The organism is Paenibacillus sp. J31P316 (assembly GCF_056269105.1).
The window spans coordinates 111,353-133,756 of record NZ_JBWDNI010000015.1 but is presented as its reverse complement, the minus strand read 5'-3'; the positions used below and the strand labels follow the sequence as shown (position 1 = coordinate 133,756).

At 56.5% G+C, this 22,404-nt stretch carries 23 protein-coding genes; 20 read left to right on the top strand and 3 right to left on the bottom strand.

Going from position 1 to position 22,404, the window contains the following annotated elements; all coding sequences use genetic code 11:
• Positions 1 to 95: 95 nt before the first annotated feature.
• Positions 96 to 1,061, bottom strand: a complete 966-nt coding sequence (locus AC0YNU_RS26855; RefSeq protein WP_475762009.1) for an MraY family glycosyltransferase — start codon at positions 1,059 to 1,061, stop codon at positions 96 to 98.
• Between the two features lie 299 nt (positions 1,062 to 1,360).
• Between AC0YNU_RS26855 and AC0YNU_RS26850 the strand changes: the two genes are divergently transcribed.
• The 17 genes from AC0YNU_RS26850 (at position 1,361) to AC0YNU_RS26770 (ending at position 18,542) form a co-directional block, all read left to right on the top strand.
• The gene (locus AC0YNU_RS26850; RefSeq protein ID WP_475762007.1) at positions 1,361 to 2,995 is read left to right on the top strand and encodes an ABC transporter substrate-binding protein; all 1,635 of its coding nucleotides are present in this window, start codon (positions 1,361 to 1,363) and stop codon (positions 2,993 to 2,995) included.
• A 148-nt stretch (positions 2,996 to 3,143) separates the two neighbouring features.
• Entirely contained in the window at positions 3,144 to 4,094 is a 951-nt protein-coding gene (locus AC0YNU_RS26845) for an ABC transporter permease (protein ID WP_475762005.1), read from the top strand.
• 4 nt (positions 4,095 to 4,098) lie between these two features.
• Complete coding sequence (locus AC0YNU_RS26840; RefSeq protein ID WP_475762004.1) at positions 4,099 to 4,944, top strand: ABC transporter permease; 846 nt, start codon at positions 4,099 to 4,101, stop codon at positions 4,942 to 4,944.
• 36 nt (positions 4,945 to 4,980) lie between these two features.
• Positions 4,981 to 6,003 carry an ABC transporter ATP-binding protein gene (locus AC0YNU_RS26835; protein WP_475762002.1) on the top strand — a complete coding sequence of 341 codons (1,023 nt, stop codon included), beginning with the start codon at positions 4,981 to 4,983 and terminating at the stop codon, positions 6,001 to 6,003.
• Positions 6,000 to 6,968 carry an ABC transporter ATP-binding protein gene (locus tag AC0YNU_RS26830; protein WP_475762000.1) on the top strand — a complete coding sequence of 323 codons (969 nt, stop codon included), beginning with the start codon at positions 6,000 to 6,002 and terminating at the stop codon, positions 6,966 to 6,968. Before AC0YNU_RS26835 ends, AC0YNU_RS26830 begins: the two co-directional genes overlap by 4 nt.
• A 58-nt stretch (positions 6,969 to 7,026) precedes the next feature.
• Positions 7,027 to 7,461: a hypothetical protein gene (locus AC0YNU_RS26825; RefSeq protein ID WP_475761998.1), complete on the top strand. Its 435-nt coding sequence runs from the start codon at positions 7,027 to 7,029 to the stop codon at positions 7,459 to 7,461.
• Positions 7,462 to 7,824: 363 nt separating this feature from the next.
• The gene (locus AC0YNU_RS26820) at positions 7,825 to 8,427 is read left to right on the top strand and encodes an HD domain-containing protein (protein WP_475762027.1); all 603 of its coding nucleotides are present in this window, start codon (positions 7,825 to 7,827) and stop codon (positions 8,425 to 8,427) included.
• Positions 8,428 to 8,514: 87 nt separating this feature from the next.
• The gene (locus AC0YNU_RS26815; protein WP_475761996.1) at positions 8,515 to 9,030 is read left to right on the top strand and encodes a GNAT family N-acetyltransferase; all 516 of its coding nucleotides are present in this window, start codon (positions 8,515 to 8,517) and stop codon (positions 9,028 to 9,030) included.
• Positions 9,031 to 9,152: 122 nt separating this feature from the next.
• Entirely contained in the window at positions 9,153 to 9,605 is a 453-nt protein-coding gene (locus AC0YNU_RS26810) for a hypothetical protein (protein ID WP_475761994.1), read from the top strand.
• A 276-nt stretch (positions 9,606 to 9,881) separates the two neighbouring features.
• The gene (locus AC0YNU_RS26805) at positions 9,882 to 11,042 is read left to right on the top strand and encodes a GntR family transcriptional regulator (RefSeq protein ID WP_475761992.1); all 1,161 of its coding nucleotides are present in this window, start codon (positions 9,882 to 9,884) and stop codon (positions 11,040 to 11,042) included.
• 282 nt (positions 11,043 to 11,324) lie between these two features.
• Complete coding sequence (locus tag AC0YNU_RS26800; protein ID WP_475761990.1) at positions 11,325 to 12,437, top strand: glycoside hydrolase family 76 protein; 1,113 nt, start codon at positions 11,325 to 11,327, stop codon at positions 12,435 to 12,437.
• 280 nt (positions 12,438 to 12,717) lie between these two features.
• A complete protein-coding gene (gene infC, locus AC0YNU_RS26795) occupies positions 12,718 to 13,209 on the top strand; it encodes a translation initiation factor IF-3 (RefSeq protein ID WP_475761988.1) in 492 nt (163 codons plus the stop codon).
• Between the two features lie 254 nt (positions 13,210 to 13,463).
• Complete coding sequence (locus tag AC0YNU_RS26790) at positions 13,464 to 14,141, top strand: FadR/GntR family transcriptional regulator (protein ID WP_475761986.1); 678 nt, start codon at positions 13,464 to 13,466, stop codon at positions 14,139 to 14,141.
• A gap of 99 nt (positions 14,142 to 14,240) precedes the next feature.
• Positions 14,241 to 15,560 carry an ABC transporter substrate-binding protein gene (locus AC0YNU_RS26785; RefSeq protein ID WP_475761984.1) on the top strand — a complete coding sequence of 440 codons (1,320 nt, stop codon included), beginning with the start codon at positions 14,241 to 14,243 and terminating at the stop codon, positions 15,558 to 15,560.
• A 74-nt stretch (positions 15,561 to 15,634) separates the two neighbouring features.
• Positions 15,635 to 16,516 carry a carbohydrate ABC transporter permease gene (locus AC0YNU_RS26780; RefSeq protein WP_475761982.1) on the top strand — a complete coding sequence of 294 codons (882 nt, stop codon included), beginning with the start codon at positions 15,635 to 15,637 and terminating at the stop codon, positions 16,514 to 16,516.
• Positions 16,516 to 17,343, top strand: coding sequence for a carbohydrate ABC transporter permease (locus tag AC0YNU_RS26775; RefSeq protein ID WP_475761980.1), 828 nt, complete (start codon positions 16,516 to 16,518; stop codon positions 17,341 to 17,343). Before AC0YNU_RS26780 ends, AC0YNU_RS26775 begins: the two co-directional genes overlap by 1 nt.
• Positions 17,340 to 18,542 (top strand): trans-sulfuration enzyme family protein, encoded by a 1,203-nt coding sequence (locus tag AC0YNU_RS26770; protein ID WP_475761978.1) that lies wholly within the window; start codon positions 17,340 to 17,342, stop codon positions 18,540 to 18,542. Before AC0YNU_RS26775 ends, AC0YNU_RS26770 begins: the two co-directional genes overlap by 4 nt.
• Positions 18,543 to 18,606: 64 nt before the next feature.
• On the opposite strand, the gene AC0YNU_RS26765 is transcribed toward AC0YNU_RS26770, so the two are convergent.
• Complete coding sequence (locus AC0YNU_RS26765; protein ID WP_475761976.1) at positions 18,607 to 18,876, bottom strand: hypothetical protein; 270 nt, start codon at positions 18,874 to 18,876, stop codon at positions 18,607 to 18,609.
• Positions 18,877 to 19,185: 309 nt separating this feature from the next.
• Between AC0YNU_RS26765 and AC0YNU_RS26760 the strand changes: the two genes are divergently transcribed.
• From AC0YNU_RS26760 to AC0YNU_RS26750, 3 genes are all read left to right on the top strand, one after another.
• Positions 19,186 to 19,689 carry a hypothetical protein gene (locus tag AC0YNU_RS26760; RefSeq protein WP_475761974.1) on the top strand — a complete coding sequence of 168 codons (504 nt, stop codon included), beginning with the start codon at positions 19,186 to 19,188 and terminating at the stop codon, positions 19,687 to 19,689.
• Between the two features lie 220 nt (positions 19,690 to 19,909).
• Positions 19,910 to 20,704 (top strand): phytanoyl-CoA dioxygenase family protein, encoded by a 795-nt coding sequence (locus AC0YNU_RS26755; protein ID WP_475761972.1) that lies wholly within the window; start codon positions 19,910 to 19,912, stop codon positions 20,702 to 20,704.
• A gap of 8 nt (positions 20,705 to 20,712) precedes the next feature.
• A complete protein-coding gene (locus AC0YNU_RS26750) occupies positions 20,713 to 21,546 on the top strand; it encodes a helix-turn-helix transcriptional regulator (RefSeq protein ID WP_475761970.1) in 834 nt (277 codons plus the stop codon).
• Positions 21,547 to 21,698: 152 nt separating this feature from the next.
• Here the strand turns inward: AC0YNU_RS26750 and AC0YNU_RS26745 are convergent, their stop codons facing one another.
• Entirely contained in the window at positions 21,699 to 22,394 is a 696-nt protein-coding gene (locus AC0YNU_RS26745) for a PspA/IM30 family protein (RefSeq protein WP_475761968.1), read from the bottom strand.
• Positions 22,395 to 22,404: the final 10 nt, after the last annotated feature.

Genomic DNA, 22,404 nt, shown 5'->3' with positions numbered 1-22,404 from the left:
CCGAAAGCCAACTGGCTTTCGGGCAGCTCTTTTTATCAGCGGTCAATCGCCCGTCCCGGCGGCGCAGCGCTCTGACCGCCAAGCCGCGATTGCCGTCAAACATGCAGCAGCAGCAATATAATCGAAGACAAGCTCATGCATCCGTTGATCAGATAGAGGAACACGACGACCTGCTTCGGACTGAGGCCCGCGCGCAGCAGACGGTAATGCGCCTGACTGGCATCGGCCTGATAGATGGGCTTGCCCATGAAGAAGCGCTTCACGACGACGAACAGATTATCGAAAATCGGCACGCCGAGCGCCAGGATCGGAATGAAGAGCGAGAGCACCGTCGCCTGCTTGAACGCGCCGTCGAGCGCGATGACGGCCAGGATGAATCCGAGGAACGTCGCGCCCGCATCGCCCATGAACACCTGAGCCGGCGGCTTGTTGTACCGCAGGTACGCGACCGTGACGCCGCATAGGATGATCGCCATCATGGCGGATTCGGACTGCCCCTTGGCCAAAGCGACGACGAAGAGCGTAACGCCGGATATCGCGGACAGGCCGCCGGCCAGCCCGTCCATGCCGTCGGAGAAGTTGATGACGGTCGTGACGCCGAAGATCCAGAGAATCGTCAGGACGAATTGCAGCCATTCCGGCAAATTAACGAAGACGCCGCTAATGGGATTGTAGAAGCCGCTAAACGTGATGCCGGAAGCGTACACGATGACCGCGGCGGAGATTTGCACGAGAAATTTGGGCAAGGTCGGAAAATCCTTGCCGCGCGTCTTGAACCAGTCGTCGACGGTTCCGATCGCCAGCAGCAGCAGCGAGCCCAGGATGATTGCCCCCGTCTGCATCGTGAATCCCTTCATCGCAAACAAATACGTCGCCATGAAGCCGGCGAAGATGGCATAGCTGGCTGTCAGGGGAATCGGCTTGCGGTGGATTTTGCGCTCGACGCCCTGCCTGGGCTTGTCCACGAAATCCAGGCGGAATGCCAGTTTGCCGAGCGGCGGGATGAGGAGATACACGATGAAGAAGGATACGATGAATGCGATGGCGTACGAAATGATCATCAGCCCCTGTCATGATTTGGACGGTCCCCGTCGCTGCTAAGGATGCGCTTTGCTGCCCGTCTTTATTCTATTCTTGAAGACGGACCGGCCTATCAAAATGTTCCAATTTGACGTCAAATGTCGAATCTTTTGTGAACAACATGATAAATGTCTGCCAGTTGTGGGATAATAACCACATTCGACTCGAAAAAGGCATACCGGCAACTGGTATTAATTTCCCGATTGTAATCCCGAGTAAACCGGTATACAATACTGGGAGATTGCTAGACAGCGAGAGAGACAAGAGAGGAAGAGACACCATGCGTAAACGTAAAGGTTTAGTTGGGGTAGTCGTACTGCTGACATTGACACTGCTTCTTAGTGCTTGCGGCAACAGCAATAACAGCAACAATACGGGGAATTCTTCATCCGGCAACACGCCGGCGACCGACAATTCGCAGAATGCCGCAGACGGTCAACCGAAAGACGGCGGAAGCCTGATCATCGCAGTAGGCGCGGATCCGGTCATCTTGAATCCGAATTACGCCGGCGACCGTGTCAGCCTGACGATCGACCAAGCGCTGTACGCGCCTCTGTTCCAAGTGGATAATGGCAAGAAAACCTTCTATCTGGCGGACAGCCTGGAGCTCTCCGCGGATAAATTGACCTATACATTGAAATTGAAGAGCGGACTGACTTGGCATGACGGCGAGAAGCTGACGGCCGACGACGTCGTGTTCACGATCGACAAGATTCTTGACGAGAAGCAAAACAGCTTCCTGCGCGGCAACTTCATCATTAACGGCAAACCGATCCAAGCGGTCAAAGTCGATGATACGACGGTAGAATTCAAGCTGCCGCAAGTGGCCCCGGCATTCGAAGCGACGCTCGTGCAAGTATCGCCGATTCCGAAACATATCTTCGAGAACGAAGCTGACATCGAGAAGAGCACGAAGAACGCTGCCCCGGTCGGCTCCGGCGCGTTCAAGTTCAAAGAATACAAGACAGGCGAATACGTAACGCTGGATCGTTTCGACAACTATGTCGGCGGCAAGCCGCATCTGGATTCCATCACGTACCGTATCGCGAAAGACACGAACGCGGCTAACTTGGCGCTTCAGAACGGCGAGATTAACGTCAAGTACCTCGATCCGCAAGACGTATCGACGATTCAAGCAACGAACAATTTCGATATCCAGCCTTATAGCGAAGGCCGACTGTCCTACCTGCTCTTCAACCAGAACAGCGACACGGGCGTGCTGGCCAAGAAGGAAGTTCGCCAAGCGCTGTCTTACGCGCTGAACCGCGAGGAACTGATTACGACGGCATACGTGTCCGGCGATTATGCCGATCCGGCCAAATCGATCCTTGCTTCCGACAACCTTTACTTCGACAACGACGTGGCTAGCTTCGACAACGATGCGGCCAAAGCCAAAGAAATGCTTCAAGCGGCTGGCGTGAGCAACTTGAAACTTCGTTTCATCACGTCGAGCGGCAACAAAGCACAAGAAGCGATCGCGCTGTACGTACAACAGAAGCTGAAAGCCGTCGGCGTGGACGTTCAAATCAACGCTCTCGACGCTTCCGCGTATGGCACGAAATTCTCGGACCTGAAAGCGACCGACTTCGAATTGGCGGCTGGCGGCTATATCATGGGTTACGACCCTGACGCGTACAGCATTCTCTATACGACGGGCGGAGACGCGAACTACTTCCACTACTCCAACAAAGAAGTGGACGCGCTGTTCCAACAAGGCGCTGCCGAAGGCGATGCGACCAAGCGCGGCGAGATTTACAAGAAGCTGCAAGAACTCGCGGCGGAAGACGCTCCGGTTTATCCGATCGCGTACACGAAAACGATCGTAGCCATCGACAAGAAATACGGCGGTTTGGATCAAGCGATATTGAAACCGGTCGTTATCTTCGAAGATCCATCCAAACTTTATTTGAAATAAGGATGAGCGAGAAAATAAGCTGGTACATCCAGCTTATTTTTTTGCCATATTGACGGGCCCAACGGCCTTACAGCGAGAGAGACTAGGCGTCAAAGGGCGCAACGCGGACGATGCGCGGCGGGCAAGACGCAGCAAGGAGAGCAAGCCAATGAGACAATTGATTATCCGAAGACTCCTGCAAACCATACCGATGATCTTCTTCGTATCGCTGATCTGTTTCGCGCTCGTCAAGGCGGCGCCGGGAGATCCGGTGAAAACATTCCTGCCGCCGAACATCCACCAGGCCGACATCGAACGCATCCGCCATAATCTCGGCTTGGATCAACCGGCCTACGTGCAGTACGGCAAGTGGCTGAAAGAAAGCCTGTCGGGCAATCTGGGCTACTCGCTCGTCAATCATTTGCCGGTATTGAAACAAATCCTGGATCGGCTGCCAGCGACGGCGGGGCTCATGGGTTCGGCGATCGCGCTGGCGGTGCTGCTGGCGATTCCACTCGGCCTCGCGGCGGGCTCGAACCGCAACAAATGGGTCGATAAGCTCGTGAACCTGTTCGCGTACATCGGTATTTCGGTACCGCTGTTTTGGCTCGCTATCTTATTCGTTTATTTCTTCTCCATCAAGATGCATTGGCTGCCGAGCCTGGGCATGCGCACGATCGGCAAGAATAGCGCGCTCGACGTCATCAAGCACGGCATCCTGCCATGCTCGGTGCTGGCGATCAGCTTCTTGTCCACGTACGTGCGGTACATACGTTCCAGCACGATCAGCCAGCTGAAAGAAGATTACGTGCAAATTCAGTACGCGTTCGGCTCCGGCAAGCGGACGATTCTGTTCCGTCATGTCATGAAGCATGTCCTGCTGCCGATCATCACGCTACTCGGGATGTCCATGGGCGAGCTGGTGACCGGGGCGATCGTGACGGAGACCGTCTTCTCCTGGCCGGGCATCGGTTCGCTCGGCATGACGGCGGTGCGGGGAATGGATTATCCCGTGATCCTGGGAATTACGCTGTTCTCTTCCCTCTTGCTGATCATCGGCAACCTGCTCGCGGACATCCTGTACGGCTTTGCCGATCCAAGAATCAAAACAACGAGGTGAGCACATGAATCGGACCAAATGGCGCAATGTCGGCGCGGAGCTGATGTCGAACAAGGCGGGGATCGTCGCGATCCTTGTGCTCGTCGTGTTTGCTTTGGCGGCGGCCTTCGCGTTCCTGTCGTCCAAGGACCCGAACGAAATGAACGTGGTGGAGAAGCTGAAGCCTCCCGGAGCGGCGCATTGGTTCGGCACGGACGATTACGGAAGAGATTATTTCGCGCGTGCGCTGTACGGCGGTCGCGTGTCGCTGACGGTAGGATTTCTGGCGATGATTCTGTCGACGGGCATCGGCGTGACGGTCGGCGTGATCAGCGGGTATTTCGGCGGCTGGATCGACAGCCTGCTCATGCGTTTCGTGGAAATCATCATGTCTATTCCGTCTTTCTTGATCCTGCTGCTGCTCAGCATCTACCTGAGGCCGAGCATCGGCAACCTGATCGTGATCATATCGCTCCTGATGTGGATGAACATCTCGCGTATCGTGCGCGCGGAGACGCTGACGCTCAAGGAGCGGGAGTACGTCCTCTACGCCAAAGCGTCGGGGCAAAGCTCGTTCGGTATTATCCGCCGGCATATTCTGCCGAACCTGGTGTCCGTCATTATCGTCAGCGCGACGAACAACGTCGCATCGGCGATCATGATGGAGTCTTCGCTGAGCTTCCTCGGCTTCGGCGTGCAAGCGCCGAACGCCACGTGGGGCAGCATGCTGAACGGCGCGCAAGGCCTTATGTTTTCTTCGCCGTACTTGGCGATTTTCCCGGGTTTGTTGATTTTCTTGACGGTGCTCAGCTTCAACGTGCTGGGCGATATTCTGCGGGTCGGCTTCGAGCCGAAGCTTGGCAAACGCTGACGCACGGCGACCGATGGGCAAAGGAGTGATGAGACGATGACAGAACAGCTGCTGACGGTCGACAATTTGAGAGTGTCCTTCCATACCCGGGCCGGCGAGAACCAGGCCGTGCGGGGCGTGAGCTTCCGCGTCGGCGCCGGCGATACCTTGGGCATCGTGGGCGAATCGGGGAGCGGCAAGAGCGTCACGGCCAAGGCGATCATGGATCTGATCGCCCCGCCGGGCGAAGTGCTGGGCGGCGAGATTCGTTTCCGGGGCGAGAGCCTGCGCGGGCTGCCGCAGAAGAAATGGCGCCATCTCCGGGGCAACCGGATAGCAATGGTTTTTCAGGATCCGATGACGTCGCTCAACCCGGTCAAGACGATCGGGTTTCAGATCGCGGAGGTGCTTCGCAGGCATAAAGGGTTAGGCAAAGATGCCGCCCTCCGGGAAGCGGTCGAGATGCTGCGCAAGGTCGGCATTAACGAGCCGGAACGCCGCGTGAAGCAGTACCCGCATGAATTCAGCGGCGGCATGCGCCAGCGCGTCATGATTGCGATGGCGCTCTCGTGCAACCCGGAGCTGCTCATCGCGGACGAGCCGACGACGGCGCTGGACGTGACGATCCAAGCGCAGCTGCTCGACCTGCTCTCGCAGCTGAAGGAGCAGTCCGACACCGCGATCGTGCTCATCACGCATGATCTCGGCGTCGTCGCCAAGGTGTGCACCCGCGTCGTCGTCATGTACGCCGGCATGGTCATGGAGGAAGGCAGCGTCGAGGATATTTTCTATCGGACGGGCCACCCGTACACGCAAGGATTGCTTCGGTCGCTGCCGCAGCGCGGAGGCGCGAACCGCGAACGGCTCGTGCCGATCGAGGGATCGCCGCCGGATCTGATCGATCCGGAGCCCGGCTGCCCGTTCAGGGAACGGTGTCCGTACGCATTCGAGAAATGCAAGGAGCTTCCGCCTATGCTCGAGACTGAAGGAGACGAGCATCGCTCGTTATGCTGGCTTCTGGAAGGCGGCAAAGGGACGCTTGCGCAGGCGCTGGCGGAAAGGGGCGAAGCGGTGCTATGAGCGAGATCTTAGTGAACGATAAGGTATCCGGCAGCAATAACGGTGCGGCTCCGAGCGCCAAGAACGATGTGCTGGTGGACGTACGGAACTTGAAGAAGCATTTTACGAAGGGCACGGATATTTGGGGGCGTTCGAAGGACGTGCTGAAGGCGGTCGACGGCGTCAGCTTCCAGATTCGCCGGGGCGAGACATTCGGCCTCGTGGGCGAGTCCGGCAGCGGCAAGTCGACCGTCGGACGCTGCCTCATCCGGCTGTACGACTACACGGCGGGCGAGGTGCTGTTCGACGGGCAGGATCTCTCCAAGCTCGGGGACAAGCAATTGAAGCCGTACCGCAGGCGCATCCAGACGATTTTCCAGGATCCGTATTCGTCGCTCAATCCCGGCATGAACGTGCTGGATCTGATCGGCGAGCCGATGAACATTCACGGCTTGCACAAGGGCGACGAGGAACGGAAGGAAAGCGTCGGCGCTCTGCTGGAGCGGGTAGGGCTGAAACGCGAGCATATGTACAGGTACGCGCATGAATTCAGCGGCGGCCAGCGGCAGCGGATCTCGATCGCGCGCGCGCTGTCCGTGCGGCCGGACTTCGTCGTCTGCGACGAGCCGATCTCGGCGCTCGACGTATCCGTCCAGGCGCAGGTCATCAATATGCTCGAGGATCTGCAGGCTGAATTCGGCCTGACCTACTTGTTCATTGCCCACGACTTGTCCATGGTGCGCCATATTTCCGATCGGATCGGCGTCATGTACGGCGGCCGTCTCGTGGAGGTGGCGGACAGCGACGAGCTGTACGAGAATCCGCTGCATCCCTATACGCAGGCGCTGTTGTCGTCGATTCCGATTCCCGATCCGCGCGCGGCCCGCACGAGCAGCCCGCTGATCTATGATCCGCGAGGCGCCGCGGTCGGCGGGGATCATGAACTGAAAGAAGTAAGCCCGGGCCATTTCGTGGCCGGTTATTGATTGGCTTCGCATGTGCGCATGAATAAAGGCCGATTGGCCCAACAAGGAGGAACCGTCAATGGAAGAGAAGGTCAAGCTGTCCCAGTGGGATGCGCTAATGCTGGAAGGTCTGCGGAGATTGGGCTGGTCGGATGACGAGGTGCTGCGGCGCGTGCGGGAACGCGACGGGCTGCCGGCCGACGAGAGCATCTACCAGTTCGAGTATGGACAGCTGGCGGACTTCGCGGCTGCTCATCCGGAGACGTTCGAACGGGCAGTGCGCGAAGACTACGGCATCAAATACAACACCGTTCGCGGCATCCGTTCCTGGATCAACGTCGCCTTCGCGCAGGAGCCGGAGCTGGTGCTGGAAGCGGGCAACGAAGCCGTCGTTGCATCGCTGACGCCCGCCGAGCATGAACGGCTGCTGTCCGTTCTGTCGTTCGGATGGGCGGTACGCGAGGAGAATCCTGGCGAATCCGGACTGTACCGGATCGAGCCGATTCAGCGTTAAGCGAGAGATCAAGCAAGGGAAGCTTGGGTTTGCCAATCCGTTTGCTTCCCAATATCAGAGGTACAGCCGTCAGAACTTCCTGCGGCTGTACCTTTTTTAATAGGCAGCGGATGTCATGAGCGGCAGCAGATGCCGAAGAACATGTAACTTTACAATTTCTACATTATCTATGTTTTGCAAACCTAATTATGATAGGAAGTGATATTTACGCGGATCGCATACCTCAAAAAACAAGTCTATTCGGCTTTCATGCAAATCGGTGGACTTGTCCGTTTCCAAGTTATGCTAAGATTATCGTTAGAGACGGTACTAATCGGACATAATGGAGGCGGAAACGTGGCAGCGGCGGAGTTGGAGCAGCAGATGGGGTTCTTGATTGAAATCGACAAGCTGAAGACGATTCAGCGCAAAACGAAAATCATGCACGGAGACCGGCTCGAGAACGATGCGGAGCACTCGTGGCATCTGGCCATGATGGCTCTGATTTTGCGGAAGGAAGCGAACGCGGACATCGACCTCTTGAAAGTCATCAAAATGCTGCTCGTCCACGACATCGTCGAAATCGATGCCGGCGATACGTTCGCGTACGACACGAAGGGGCAGGAAGACAAAGCGGATCGGGAGCAGCTTGCGGCCTCGCGAATCTTCGGCCTGCTGCCTATCGAACAGGAACGGGAGCTGCTCGAGCTTTGGCAGGAGTTCGAAGCCAAGGAGACCGCGGAGGCGCGATTCGCGGCATCGCTCGACCGCCTGCAGCCGCTCATTCACAATCACCATAACGATGGCGATTCGTGGCAGCGGTACAAGATTACCGAAGAGATGGTCCTGAAGCGCAATCGGGAGATCGCGAAGGGCTCGGATAATTTGTGGGGCTATGCCCAGGAGCTCATTGGCCGCTCGGTGAAGCGGGGGATTTTGAAGCAAACGTATGAGGACCGAATCGAGGATGGCAGCGCTATTGGGTAATAGAAAAAAGGTAGACCGTCGGCGGTAGCCTGCTGCTCGCCGCAGCTGGCGCGACGGGAAGAACGCATGGGAGGAGAAGTGGGAAGGATGGATATTACGCTCGAGCCGCTCGGCAGCGAAGCGCTGAAGACGCTGTGGAAGACCGCGTTCGAAACACATCGCTTGCACCGTCCTGAAGCCTATTACGACGAGTGCTTGCTCGAAAATGCTGCCGGAACGCGCATTACCTTGCTGGCCTTGGCCGGAGAACAGGTGGTTGGCTGCGCGCACTTGAAATATGCGTCCTCGTATCCGTATTTCAGGGACAAGCATATCCCGGAGATCAATGATATGACCGTATTTCCGGAATTCCGGAAGCGGGGGACGGCCAATAAGCTGATGGATGAATTCGAGCGAATCGTCGGCATGGACCATAATCGAATCGGCATCGGCGTCGGTTTGTACAAGGATTATGGCGCCGCGCAGCGAATTTATTGTCAAAGAGGCTACATTCCGGACGGGAATGGCGTCATGTATCGCGACAGCGAAGTAACGCCCGGCCAGACGGTAAGCGTCGACGACGAGCTGGTGCTTTATTTCGTGAAAGAGTTGGATTACGACTGAGGCCTGCAGGCTGACAAGGCTGCTGGAGAAGAACGCTGGAGAGGCGAAGGCCGTGCAGGGCAATCTCCGCAGCTGCGCATGAACGAAAATCACCGTGACGATACATCGAGAGGAGCTGCCGAATGAAGCATCCGAAATTATTGATCGCCGCGTTATCCGTCGTCATCGTCATTGTAGGCATCGTCCTAATCAACAATATCCGGGCTCGGAGCGACAGCGACGAACGATTGCGCTTCGTGCAGCAAATCGCCGACAATTCCTTTCGCTATCAATTGGGAGAGGTAGCATCGAGCTTCGGCAAGGACATGGACGAGGATGAGGCAAGCTTCCATCAGTGCGTGGCTGCCGTATCCGCGGCTGCTGCGCTGGCTAAGCTGACTTCATTCGAGAAGCAAAACGACAGCATCGACGTCGTGCTCGACGGCTTCGGAAAAAACCTGCTCAACCCGACCAATCGGGCGGCGGTACTCCGCAGCGCGCCGGATCTGCGGGAGATGTTCGTGCAGCTGAACCGGAATCCGGCGGATCAGGAGACAACGAATAAGCTGGCGGCATTCGCGGATTCGCTTCTCTAGCAGCTTCACGTGAACAAGCGTTGCAAATCGGAGAGGGGGGCAGGCCGGGAGCGGCTTCCTCCCTCTTTTTTTGATGCCTCAGAACCGCCCCCATATTCACCGTACCGTATCTTCCACCCTTCTTACCGTTTTTCTCATCCCTCAAACCGCTTTTAACAGCCTCTTCCGTCATTTGGCTTGGACAATCGAATATATCATGATATATTAGTATAAATTCAAATTGGACGTAAGGAAGACCGTAAAGGCTGAAGCTGGCCTGAATGATTGGAGGTAGTCATGACGAACGAGTCCCTAGCGAAGCCGATGTACGAACGGATATTCGAAGCGCTTCGAGACGAGATCATCGAGCGGAAATACGAGGTAGGCGACCGCGTCCCCTCGGAGAAGGAACTTGGCGACGAGCATGGGGTCAGCCGCATCACGAGCAAGAAGGCGCTGGAGCTGCTGGCGAATGAAGGCTATATTATCCGCCAGCCCGGGCGGGGATCCTTCGTGGCGGACGCGGCCGCGAAGCCGGCAGCCAATGCGGACGTCGGCGCGCACTCGGTTCGCCATCAACCTCGGAGCTTGGACGGCAAGCTGCTGATCGGCCTGGTCATTACGGATTTTGCCGACAGCTACGGTACGGCCTTGATCTATGGGATGGAGGAAGCATCCCGTCTCAGCGACTCCTACCTGGTGCTTCGCCGCTCGTTCGGCAACCCCGCCAACGAAGCGGAAGCGATTCAAGGACTGCTGGAGCTGGGCGTCGACGGGCTTATTATTTTTCCGGCGCAGGGAGAGTACTTCAATGCGGAGATTCTGAAGCTCGTCATTGCGAAGTTCCCGTTCATCCTCATCGATCGGCATTTGAAGGGCGTGGCAGCGGGGTCCATCAGCACGGATAACGTGGGTGCCGCAAAGCAAGGAACGAATTATTTGTTCGAGCTCGGGCATCAGTCGATCGGCTTCCTGACGCCGCCGGTAGACACGACCGCGATCGAGGAGCGTATCGAAGGCTTCATCCAGGCCCACGCGGAGCAGGGCATCAAGGTGGAGCGCGAGCTGTGGCTCGAGAACATCGCTTCTTCGCTGCCGCAGGCCAACGCGGACGAGAACAGGAAGCGGGACATCGCCAAGATCAAGGAGCATCTGACGAAGTATCCGCAAATTACGGCGCTCTTCGCAACTGAATATGATATCGCGCAGCTGGCCTTCCGCGCAGCAAGCGAGCTGGGCTTGTCCGTTCCGGAAGATCTCTCGATCCTTTGCTTCGACAGTCCGGAACACGATGGACCCTTCTCGCTTACGCACTTGAAGCAAGACCAGCAAGGCATGGGCAAGCTTGCCTTCGAGAACGTATTGAAGCTCCGCGAAGGCCATTCGCTTCCGAGCAAGACGCTGCTGGAAGCGACTTTGATCGTCGGCGATTCGACGGGGCCGATGAAGCGGCGCTAAGGCGATTGTGGCGGAGCTAGACCGCGAAGCAGAAGCAAGACCGCAAAGCAGAAGCAAGGCCGCAAAGCAGAAGCAAGACTTCAGATCAGAAGCAAGACCTCCGACAGATTCGCTCCGGAGGTCTTTTTGTTTGCATTCAACAATTGAATGTTATAACAATTAATATAAATGTTATATGTTTTATATTGACATACTATATGGATGCCAATAAAATGTGATTGAAAGTGGGGATGGATAAACTTGCATTAATTTACATTTATTATACATAGGAGAGTGACGGCCATGATGTGGGCAAGTCGCGCGGAAGAAGGGCAGCGGGCATTGGCGAATCTGTACTGGAATCCGTCCATCCGGCTGTATGACATCGAGATCCCTTGTCCGGACGGGGCGTGCAATACGATTTTTCATTATTGGTGGATGGCGCATGCCGTAGACGCGCTCGTCGACGGCTATGAGCGGACGCAGGATCCGCGGTATGCGGAGACGTTGGCTGACCTTCACGAAGGACTGCTTGTCCGCAACGGCGGGGCGTTCCCGAACGAGCTGTACGATGACATGGAATGGATGGCGATCGCTTGGCTGCGCGCCTATGAGGCGCTTGGCGTCGAGACGTACAAAACGACCGCGCTGCTGCTGTGGGCGGACATTCAAACGGGCTGGAACGACCATATGGGCGGTGGCATCGCCTGGCAGAAATCGCAGCTGGATTACAAGAACACGCCGGCCAACGCGCCGGCGGCCATACTGGCCGCGCGGCTCCATAGGGCATTCGGAGATCCGGAGGACCTGGCTTGGGCGCAGCGCATTTACGGCTGGATGAAGGCTCATCTCGTTAATCCCGATACCGGCTTCGTCTGGGACGGCATGAACCGGACCGGCGACGGCTCCATCGACAAGGACTGGAAGTTCACGTACTGCCAAGGTGTCTATATCGGCGCGGGCGTGGAGCTGTTTCGCTTGACGGGCGACCGCGGCTACCTGGCTGACGCGAAGCGGACCGCGGCTATAACTGCGGCCGAACTGACCGATCCGGAGAACGGCCTCCTGCAGGACGAGGGAGATGGCGACGGCGGTCTGTTCAAGGGAATCCTCGTTCGTTATCTCGGCGAGTTGGCCCGTGCCGAGTCAGGCGATACGGTCGCCGTTGCCGGTACGAGCGCCGCCTCCGGTGCCGATGCAATCACGCTGCTCGCGCTCAATGCCTCGGCGTTGTGGACGCAGGGACGCGACCCGGAGCGCTGCGTCTTCAACACGAGTTGGGGCTCCGCGCCTGCAGAGCGCGTGACGCTGAGCACGCAGCTAAGCGGTATTATGCTGCTCGAGCAGTTGGCGCTGCTGGAGCGTCAGGTCGGCGAGTCAGCCCGCGACGAGGCTCCGGAGCGCGAGGCGATCTGAGCCGGTTAGCATAGGAATAAGAAGAAGCCTCCGCGTCGAATGCAAGCGAAGGCTTCTTCCTATTCGTCATGAAGATGCGGTCGTCGACTGCAGCAGTCGCAGCATCAAGACGGCCGCTTCTGCCCGCGTCGCTTCGGCATCCGGCTCGAATCCATTGCCGGTTCTTCCTTGCGCGATAGGGAGAATCGGCGGTGCTTCTCAAAAGGAGGCAGACGTAATAAAATGCAAGTGTACGTGCTCGCGGACGGACAATGACGATGGGTGAACGGGAGGCAAGTCCATGTTGATAATGGATGAACAAATCAAAGCGTCAGAGGTTTTGCTAACGGGACTTGATGGCGAAGATTTAGGCATAGTATCGAGAGAAGAAGCTTTGCGTATGGCAAGAGAACATAAGGTTTCGCTAGTCTGCACGTCCCTGATGAGCAGTCCGCCGCCATGCCGGCTGGTCGCCCGCGGCGCTGCCAAACAGGAAATGAACGCGCAGAAACAGGACGAGAAGCGCAAAGGGCAGCCGCTCAAGTCCAAGGAAATCCGGCTCACGCCGCACATCGAGGAGCATGACTACGACACGAAGCTGAGGCAGATCGAGAAGCTGCTGGAGTCCGGCCACGCCACCTTGCTGACGGTGCGGGCGCAGAGCAAGGAGAGCCAGCAGGCGAAGGCGCTGCTTGAACGGTTCGCGGCCGACCTCAAGGGCCGGGGAAGCAAGGAAACGGGCATTCAGGTAAGCGGCAAAGGAGCTTCCGTCAATATGATTCCTTCGAAATAGGGAGAGACGCACGCTAACGCAGGCTAACGCGGGCTAACGCGGGCTAACGCGGGCTAACGCGAGCTGCGCGGCATGAACTACTCAAGCGGGCGCATGGAGCAGAGGAGATCGCAGAGACGTGCAAAGGGAAGTTTTCCTTATAAAGGAATACTTCCCTTTTTTAGGCGCTTGAGGCTCGTTGACTTTGGGAAATGACTGGCATACACTATAAACCTATCAGATAGGTTGATAGGTAAGGAGGAACGTGTTTACCCATGGGGAAAATTCAAAAGATTTTGGTTCATGAGCAAGTCTCGCAGGCAATTCAGAACTATATTCAAGAGAAAGCATTGTCCGAGGGCGACAAGCTGCCTTCGGTCGAAGAAATGACGCAGATGTTCGGCGTCGGCCGGTCTTCCCTGCGGGAAGCGCTGCGCTATCTTGAAGCGATGGATATCATACAGGTAGAGAATGGCAAGGGAATTTTCGTCGGTGACGTGAATACGTATCGCTTTATGGGAAAAGTTAAGATCGAGCAAGAGCGCAACTTTCTCCTGCATACGCTCGAAGTGCGAAGAGCAATCGAAGGACAGGTCATCCGGCTGGCGTCCAAACGGATCAACGACAAGCAGATCGCGGAGATCGAAGTCTGTCTGGAGGAATATCGCAAGCTGAAGGAAGCCGGCAAAGACACGTCGAAGATCGATCTGGCGTTTCATCAGTTAATCATGAAGGCGGCGGGCAATCCGGTACTCGAGACGGTCATGGATTCTTTCGCCGGACTGTACGAGAAGTTCTTTAACGATCCGCTGGGCAACAAGCAGCTGTTCGACGAGACGTATCCGTTTCACATCACGATGTTCGATGCCATCAAAGCGCATGATACGGAGAATGCCATGGAAGAGTTTTACAAGATGATGGACTGTATCGAAGCCAAAATTAAAAGCGTCTAGAAGCGGCGTTTTTTATATTGACAGTCGATAGCGCTTTCAATATAATCAACCTATCAGACAGGATGACTGTATGATACATCCAGACAGGGGGAAAGAAATATGACAACGCGCAAGAAGGTTTCGGCTTTGGTGTTATGCGGTGCGCTGACTGCCGGATTACTGGCGGGCTGCGGCAGCAGCAAGAACGACTCGACAAACGAAAGTACCGGCGGCGGCGAAAAAGTGACGCTTCGAATGATCGAAAGCTTGACCAGTCCAGGACGGACAGAACTGCTTAAGGCTTCCATTGACAAGTTTGAAGCTGCTAACCCGAACATTAAGGTGGACCTGATTTCGCCCCCTTTCGACCAAGCAGACAATAAGATTCGTACGATGCTCGGGGCCAAAGAAGACCTGGACGTCATCGAAGCACGCGACTTGAACGTCTCCGAATATGTAAATAACGGGTTTATCGACCCACTGAATACGTTTGCCGACTCCTGGTCGGACTATGCTTCGGTCAGCGCAATCGCGAAATCGCTCGGCTCCATCGGAGACAAGCTGTATTTCATACCGAACGGCCTCTACGAGCGCCAGCTGTTCTATCGGGCGGACTGGTTCAAGGAACTGGGCTTGACGCCTCCGAAAACATGGGAAGAACTCTATGAAACGGCGAAGAAATTGACGGATCCGTCCAAGAACCGTTTCGGCTTCTCCTTCCGCGGCGCATCGGGCTCCAACGGCACGACAGACGCGATCGCGCTTGCTTACAACGGCGACAACGTCAACCTGGAAGATTCGATGTTCACGAAGGACGGCAAGAGCATCTATTCCACGCCTGAAGGAAAACAAGCGATGGAGCTGTACCTCAAGCTGTACAAAGACGCTTCCCCTCCGGATTCCGTTAACTGGGGCTTCCAAGAGCAAGTACAAGCGTTCACGTCCGGCGTAACGGGCATGCTGCTGCAGGATCCTGACGTTATCCAATCGCTGACGGAGAAAATGGCCGAAGGCACATGGGCGACGGCTCCGCTGCAAGCAGGTCCTGGCGGCAAAGCGCTGCTGGCAGCCGGCGGCGCGGGCTGGGCGATCCCTTCGGATTCCAAGCACAAAGACGAAGCTTGGAAGCTGATCTCGTTCCTCTCGAGCCCTGCCGAGAACACCGAATTCTCGAAGAAATTCGGTCTCATTCCGATCCATACGTCCGCTACGGAAGACGAATTCTTCAAATCCGGTCCGTACAAGACGCTGCTTGACATGACCAACGATACGGCGCATTTCGTGAACTTCAAACCGCCGTTCCAATATCCGGGCAACGGACAATGGGGCCAGCTGGTGCAGGAGTCCGGTCAATCGTTGCTGCTCGGCCAAACATCCTTGGACGACACCCTGAAGAAATGGTCCGAATTCTGGGAAAAGCAAAAAGCGGAACAGAAGTAGTAAACGCGAGTCAATGAACAAGGAGGGCGGCGCTGGCCGCCCTTACTCCATTCAAGAAGCAAGGCGGTGCATGTATGAACAACAAGAAGGTTTTTATTCTATCGGGGTTGCTCCCCGCCTTGGCGCTAATTCTGGCGTTTACGTATTATCCCTTTCTGAAGGGCATCATCATGGCTTTTCAGGATTACAAGCTGTTCGATCTTCGCAATGTCCATTTTGTCGGCTTCGATAACTTCAAGGCGGCTTTCAAGGATCCGAAATTTTTCACCGCGCTGAAAAACAGCGGTTACTGGGTATTTTGCTCGCTTATCCTCCAATTCGTCTTCGGTCTCGCGCTGGCGCTGCTCCTGAGAAAACCATTCAGAGGCAGAGGGATTTTCCAAGGCTTCGCTTTCTATTCTTGGGCTTTATCGGGCTTCCTGATCGGGATGATCTGGAAGTGGATGTTCAATTCGCAAATCGGCGTCATCAACGATCTTCTGCTGCGCGTCGGCCTCATCGACGAACGGATCGGCTTTCTGTCGAATCCGAAGTGGGCGATGATCTCCGTTATCGTGGCCAATGTCTGGTACGGCATCGCGTTCTTCGCGATCATGCTGCTCGCGGCACTGCAATCGGTGCCGGCGGATCTGTACGAAGCAGCCGACATGGACGGGGCGACGGGTCTTCGCAAGCTGTGGAACGTGACGCTTCCTTATATTCTGCCAACGATCATCGCTACTACGCTGCTGCGGGCGATCTGGATTTTCAACGATCCGAGTCTCATCTATGGATTGACGAACGGCGGTCCGGCCGGCAGCACGCATATCCTGTCTTCCCTGATGCTGGATAAAATCATCTATGCCGGCGATTACGGGGCAGCTTCGGCAATCGGCGTTATCATGATCGCCCTGCTTCTGCTGTACACGATTTTCTTCCTGACCGTCACCAAGGCGGAGAAAGTGGGTGACTTCTAATGAAGCAGCGTTTAGGAACGGGGTTCAAAGTATTGTTTTTGGCCATCTACCTGATCGTTATGGTGTTCCCGCTTTATTGGATCGTCATCACGTCGCTGAAGCCGCAGAAGGACATCTTCACCTTCCCGCTGCGTTACTGGCCGAAGCAGTTCACCATGGACAACTACGTGAATATTTTCAAAATCTCGAAATTCCATATTTACATCGGCAACAGCTTGATCGTGGCCATCGCGGCGGCATTCGTCGTCATCATTATTTCGGTGCTTAGCGCTTATGTACTCGCGCGTTACAAGTTCCGCGGTCACGGGCAGGTCATGCTGGCGTTCTTCCTGACTCAGATGCTGCCGGGCTTCATCTCGCTTGCGCCCCTCTATCTGATGATGAGCCATATGGATCTGTTGAATACGCGCTACTCGCTCGTTCTGATGTATACCGTCGGGCTCATTCCGTTCTCGACGATCATGCTCCGCGGATTCTTCCAACGGATCCCGGGCAGTTTAGAGGAAGCGGCAATGATCGACGGCTGCTCGCGCTGGTCGGCGCTGCTGCGGGTCATCATTCCCGTCATGCTGCCGGGCATTGCGTCGACGTTCATTTTCGCCTTCGTGCAGAACTGGAACGAGCTGTTCCTTGCCGTCATGTTCATCGATGACGAGTCGATGAAGACGCTGCCCGTTGCCATGAATTCATTCATCCTGAAATTCGACGTAGACTGGGGCGCGATGTCGGCAGGAGCGGTGCTGTCCATCATTCCGACCATTTTCATCTTCGCGATCGCGCAGCGCTTCATCGTAGAAGGATTGACGCAAGGAGCAGAAAAAGGATGAGCCAGCCAAACAACAAGAATCAACAGAACGGCAAAGTACCGCTCGAGGAGCGGTTTACCCAAACCGCGTACGATCCAGTGGACACCAGGCATCACGGCGCGATCCATGTGCCGCTTTATCAGAACAGCCTGTTCGCGTTCGAGACGTACGAAGCCTTCGAGAATGCGTTTACCGATTTGATGCACAACCATATTTATTCCCGGGGCAATAATCCGACGGTCTCGTATTTGGAGCGGAAGCTGGCGGAGCTGGAAGGCGCCGAAGAGGCCAAGTGCTTCGCCTCCGGCATGGGCGCGATCTCCGCGGCCATCCTGTCCAGCGTCGGGCATGGCGATCATATCGTCTGCGTCGATCAAGCGTACGGTCCGACGAGGGAGCTGCTCTCCGTCTATATGACGCGATTCGGCGTGGAAACGACCTTCGTCGACGGCCGTTTCATCGATAACATTCGCGAAGCGACTCGTCCCAACACGAAGCTGATCTACCTGGAAAGCCCGACGACGATGTATTTCGAGCTGCAGGACTTGCAAGCGTGCGCGGCATTCGCGCGGAGCATCGGCGCCCGGACGATCATCGACGGCACATGGGCGACGCCTTTGTACCAGAGCCCGCTGGCGCTCGGCGTCGATCTCGTCGTGCATTCCATTACCAAATACATCGGCGGCCACAGCGACTGCGTCGGCGGCGTCATCCTTGGCTCTCGCGAGCTGGTCGAACGGATCGGCAACTCGGAATACATGCTGCTTGGAGCGATCATGACGCCGCAAACCGCTGCGCTGGTGTCCAAGGGGCTGCGCACGCTGCCGCTTCGCATGGAGCGCCACGAATCGAGCGGCCTTGCCGTCGCGGAATATATCCGTACGCTGCCGTTCGTTCGCCGCGTCAATCATCCCGGCCTGCCGTCCCATCCGCAGCATGACTTGGCCGTCAGCCAAATGTCCGGCAGCAGCAGCCTCTTCTCGTTCGTCGCGGATGCGCCGCTGCAGACGATGAAAGCTTGGGCCGATCAGCTGAAGTATTTCAAGATCGGCGTCAGCTGGGGCGGGTTCGAAAGCCTCGTGACCGTCAATTCGGTAAGCGATCGGTCGGAAGACGGCTGCATCGTCCGCCTGTATGTCGGGCTCGAGAGTCCGCAGGATCTGATCGCCGATATCAATCGTGCGGCCGAAGCGCTCTCGCTGAACGCGGTATCTTCTTAACAACGCACAACAAACCGCCCTCCGCAAGCCAAAAAGCTTGAAGCGGAGGGCGGTTTGCTGCGTATTAATAGGAATGCCGGTCGTAACGCTGCTGCAGATCCGTCGAATCGTCTGGATGGTCGGGTTCTTCCGCCTCGTCCAGTTCGTCCGTCGCGTCGCTGCGTTCATGGCCGTCAAATGTATGCTGGACCTTATCGACGATTTCGCCGACCGCATCGCTGAACATATCGGTGGGTCCGAAGCACTCGTGGTCCTTCGGCGTATTGATGCCAGCCGCGGTGTTCGAGGTCTCGTTGTACATTTCGTCGTAGCCGTCCCTGTTTTTCTTCTTCATGGTTATACCGCCTTTCTGCATCAGTTCATTGGATAACCGTGCCAATGCATCGCTTATATATTACCCCGCAGGCGCGAATTACACTCAGCCGTGCCCTGGCGCTTGCGCGGGTATCCATCATGCGCACGAAATGGCAGCGCTATCAATTGTTCATGAACTTCTGCCAAACTTCGGTCATATCCGGAAGAGGAAGCGCGTATGTTTTACCCACGCCCCAAGTTTTGCAAACGGATACGTGGGATTTTGGTCTTATGCATGTGGCTATGGTATAATCACAGGCAATTCTATTACCGATATCCGGAGGCGATTATGCTCAGTTTCGATCAGAAGCTTGCGATTTTGGAGTCCTTTCCCGAGCTTAGCCGGAAGGACGTGTCGCTTGGCCGCGTCAATTATCAGTACGAGGACAGTCTGTACGATAAGAAGAACGTTGCCTTCCACCTGCATCCCAACGGCAATGGATTCGTCTATGCCGGCACCCTAAGCGGTTACGATACGGATGACAAGGGATTCGTGAATATTCGCGATTACGATGAGGCGGCGCTGCGAGAGCTCGTGGCGAATTCCATCCGTTTGTTGTCCGTCCGCGAGCCGGAGCCGGTTGCCGCTTCAAAAAAGGCGTCTTCCGGCGGAGCAGGCGGCAAAGGAAATGGCAATGCATCGGTATGGCACGGCGCCGATAAACAGACGCTGACCTTGAAGCACGAGGATGATCTGTGGTACGTGTATGCAGGGCCTAACCTTGAGATGGTGCTCGAAACGTATGAGGAAGCGGAGCAGTATTTGCACGAAGAAGGGTTCTTCTTGGTGTAATAGCAGACGCGCGCCTCGCCAAAGCCCGGTTTCCCGTTCAATGATGAACGAGGAAACCGGGCTTTTTGCGTAATGCGAGGCTGGTTGGCTCCATGTGCGCGGGTATCGCTTTTTTGTGTGATTTTGAACCCCATAACGCATGGCCTGGCTGCTGTAGCGATCGGTCTCCCGCGGTATAATGGGTGTATTCCCAAGCTGGAGAGAGGATGGAATGCACACCATGGATGCCAAACAAATCGATTTCTTCAACACGTTCGGATTCATTAAATTCCCTGCGCTGCTGAAGGAGGACATCGGCTGGATTCAAGATGAATTCGAGCAGGTGTTTCCCATGTTTCCGAAGCAAAAGCACGACGGAAGCAAACGCACGATGATCGTGCCGTTCATCGACCAACGGGAGAAGCTGAGCGGTCTGCTGGATCATCCCGCGATCCGCGATATTTTGACCAGCCTTCTTGGCAGCGATTACAACTATATGGGCAGCGACGGCAATTATTATTCCGGCGACACGCCCTGGCATCCGGACGGCAGGGAGCAGAGCCGCCAGCATATCAAGATCGCTTTCTACCTCGATCCGCTCACCGCGGACAACGGCGCGCTGCGGGTCATTCCAGGCAGTCATCGGTTCGGGGACCGGTTCGCCGAGGACGTGTTGGGCAAGGTGCAGCAGAGCCGGCAGGCATGGGAGATCTCCGGCAGCGAAGTGCCGGCGGTTGCGCTCGACGTCGTTCCCGGGGACGTGCTCGTGTTCAAGCACGAAACCTTCCACGCGTCATGGGGCGGAAGCGGGTACCGGCGGATGTTTACCATCAACGCCTCGGAGCGGTTCCAAGGCGAGCAGGGGCTGAGCGAGCTGCAGTCGCAGTGCCTGATGCATTATCATTATTCGCGCGATCATTACTATGGCAAAGCCATGCGCGAGAGCGCCGGCCCCGAGCGGCTGAAGAACCTGGAGCAGGTACTGTCGTTGGAAGCCGATTGGTCGGACCTGACGAAGCATTTGCCGGTTCTATGATAGCAGGAATGAATGAAGCCGCGGTCGAATCGGAGCTGAGGCAGGATGGTTATTTCCCGCCGCATGTCGTGCTGGCGCATCAATTCGTCGCAAGCGAGAGCTGGTACATGCCCGAACGGATTCTGAAATATCATCAGTTTCATTACATGACGGAGGGTGAGGGCAGCATTCAGGTCGAAGCGCATGTCTACGACGTCAAGCAGGGCGATTTCCTCTACATTCCTCCGCATGTGCCGCATTCGTCGTGGAAGCGTCCGGCATCGCCGTTCGCCTGCATCTCGGTATCCTTCCACTTCGGTGACGCGCAGGAGCCGCCGATGGCTTTTCTGAAAAGGACCGCGCTATTCGCCGGGGTTGCGGAGCTGCCCGTTCACCGGCGTCTGCGCAGGCTCGTTGCCTTCAAGCATCAGCCCGGCTTGGCATCCATTATGGAGTGCCAGGCCGAGCTGCTGGGCATTCTGGCTGAGCTCTCACGGCTCGACGCCGAAGGAGAAGCCGGTAACCATGAGCGCAAGGGCAATGCCGGAGCGGTGCTGCAAATCAAGAACCATCTGTTGGAGAACTACCGGGAGCCGCTGCGTCTCGAGGACCTGGAGAAGCTGACCGGCTTCTCGCCGAATTACGTCATTCGGCTGTTCAAGGACGCGACGGGCATGACGCCGTTTCAATACGTGCGTTGGGCACGGCTGCAGAAGGCGCTGGAGCTGGCCTTCCATACGCCGATGACCGTCGGGGAAATCGCCGCCCACGTCGGGTACGCGGACGTTCATGCCTTCGGCAAGATGTTCAAGAAGAGTATGGGGAGTACCCTCAGCGCTTATCGGGACGGTATGTTTTTGTAGCGCGAGCGGTGGACGTGGCGAAAACAGCAAAAAGCTGCCCAAGAGGCAGCTTTTTGCTGTTTGATCCCAATTCCTAATTCCAATTCCCAAATCCCAATCCCGTCAAAGCGCTCGCGTCGGATGCTCGTTCGATTCCGGTCCGCCGAGGACGGTTACTGTTCGTCGGTCGGCAGTTTCTTGCGCAGCTGCTCCAGCTGTTCGTCGACGAGCGAGCCCTTGGACGCGTTCGGCGCGCTGCCATAAGAACCGTTGTATCCATACGGAGAGTAAGGGCTGCGGGAGGCTTGGATGCCGGCTTCCCATTGCGCGATTTTCTCTTCCATGCGCTGGAATCCGCGGGAGGCATTGCCGCCCTCCAGAATCGAGCTTCCCTTGCTGAAGCTTGGCATCGCCGTACGGGATTGCGCCGCCGCTTGCTGCATGCGCTGGATGAGCTCATCCCGTTTCTTGATCAGCTGCGGCAGCTCGGCCTTGGCCGTCTCCAGACGGAGCGTGAGTTCTGCGATTTGGCGCTTCGCATTGTCGCTCCACGCGCCGTATTCCTTCGCTTTCTCTTCGTAGTGCAGCTTCGCCGTCAATGCTTCGCGAGCATGGGCTTCATGGCCGGCTCTCATCGCTTCCAGCGCTTTGGCCTCGCTTTGCTCCGCCAGGATAGATGCTTCGTTCGCCTGCTGCTGCAAGCCTTTCGCGAGCGCTTCCTGCTTCAGCAGCTCATGCTGCGCGTTCGTGATTTCTTCCTGCATGCCGCGGACGTATTGATTCATCATCATCGCCGGATCTTCCAGCTTATCCAGCAGCTCGTTGGCCGCAGCCTGCGTAATGTTAAACAAGCGGTTCAGAATTCCCATTTGCTTCATC

What these genes read in the sequence shown, in the direction of transcription:
- AC0YNU_RS26805 (WP_475761992.1), top strand. Translation starts at nt 9,882, where the DNA reads ATGACGAACGAGTCCCTAGCGAAGCCGATGTACGAACGGATATTCGAA.
- AC0YNU_RS26765 (WP_475761976.1), bottom strand. Translation starts at nt 18,876, where the DNA reads ATGAAGAAGAAAAACAGGGACGGCTACGACGAAATGTACAACGAGACC.
- AC0YNU_RS26830 (WP_475762000.1), top strand. Translation starts at nt 6,000, where the DNA reads ATGAGCGAGATCTTAGTGAACGATAAGGTATCCGGCAGCAATAACGGT.
- AC0YNU_RS26745 (WP_475761968.1), bottom strand. Translation starts at nt 22,394, where the DNA reads ATGGGAATTCTGAACCGCTTGTTTAACATTACGCAGGCTGCGGCCAAC.
- AC0YNU_RS26780 (WP_475761982.1), top strand. Translation starts at nt 15,635, where the DNA reads ATGAACAACAAGAAGGTTTTTATTCTATCGGGGTTGCTCCCCGCCTTG.
- infC (WP_475761988.1), top strand. Translation starts at nt 12,718, where the DNA reads ATGTTGATAATGGATGAACAAATCAAAGCGTCAGAGGTTTTGCTAACG.
- AC0YNU_RS26775 (WP_475761980.1), top strand. Translation starts at nt 16,516, where the DNA reads ATGAAGCAGCGTTTAGGAACGGGGTTCAAAGTATTGTTTTTGGCCATC.
- AC0YNU_RS26785 (WP_475761984.1), top strand. Translation starts at nt 14,241, where the DNA reads ATGACAACGCGCAAGAAGGTTTCGGCTTTGGTGTTATGCGGTGCGCTG.
- AC0YNU_RS26770 (WP_475761978.1), top strand. Translation starts at nt 17,340, where the DNA reads ATGAGCCAGCCAAACAACAAGAATCAACAGAACGGCAAAGTACCGCTC.
- AC0YNU_RS26825 (WP_475761998.1), top strand. Translation starts at nt 7,027, where the DNA reads ATGGAAGAGAAGGTCAAGCTGTCCCAGTGGGATGCGCTAATGCTGGAA.
- AC0YNU_RS26790 (WP_475761986.1), top strand. Translation starts at nt 13,464, where the DNA reads ATGGGGAAAATTCAAAAGATTTTGGTTCATGAGCAAGTCTCGCAGGCA.
- AC0YNU_RS26850 (WP_475762007.1), top strand. Translation starts at nt 1,361, where the DNA reads ATGCGTAAACGTAAAGGTTTAGTTGGGGTAGTCGTACTGCTGACATTG.
- AC0YNU_RS26760 (WP_475761974.1), top strand. Translation starts at nt 19,186, where the DNA reads ATGCTCAGTTTCGATCAGAAGCTTGCGATTTTGGAGTCCTTTCCCGAG.
- AC0YNU_RS26810 (WP_475761994.1), top strand. Translation starts at nt 9,153, where the DNA reads ATGAAGCATCCGAAATTATTGATCGCCGCGTTATCCGTCGTCATCGTC.
- AC0YNU_RS26855 (WP_475762009.1), bottom strand. Translation starts at nt 1,061, where the DNA reads ATGATCATTTCGTACGCCATCGCATTCATCGTATCCTTCTTCATCGTG.
- AC0YNU_RS26755 (WP_475761972.1), top strand. Translation starts at nt 19,910, where the DNA reads ATGGATGCCAAACAAATCGATTTCTTCAACACGTTCGGATTCATTAAA.
- AC0YNU_RS26835 (WP_475762002.1), top strand. Translation starts at nt 4,981, where the DNA reads ATGACAGAACAGCTGCTGACGGTCGACAATTTGAGAGTGTCCTTCCAT.
- AC0YNU_RS26820 (WP_475762027.1), top strand. Translation starts at nt 7,825, where the DNA reads ATGGGGTTCTTGATTGAAATCGACAAGCTGAAGACGATTCAGCGCAAA.
- AC0YNU_RS26815 (WP_475761996.1), top strand. Translation starts at nt 8,515, where the DNA reads ATGGATATTACGCTCGAGCCGCTCGGCAGCGAAGCGCTGAAGACGCTG.
- AC0YNU_RS26800 (WP_475761990.1), top strand. Translation starts at nt 11,325, where the DNA reads ATGATGTGGGCAAGTCGCGCGGAAGAAGGGCAGCGGGCATTGGCGAAT.
- AC0YNU_RS26845 (WP_475762005.1), top strand. Translation starts at nt 3,144, where the DNA reads ATGAGACAATTGATTATCCGAAGACTCCTGCAAACCATACCGATGATC.
- AC0YNU_RS26750 (WP_475761970.1), top strand. Translation starts at nt 20,713, where the DNA reads ATGAATGAAGCCGCGGTCGAATCGGAGCTGAGGCAGGATGGTTATTTC.
- AC0YNU_RS26840 (WP_475762004.1), top strand. Translation starts at nt 4,099, where the DNA reads ATGAATCGGACCAAATGGCGCAATGTCGGCGCGGAGCTGATGTCGAAC.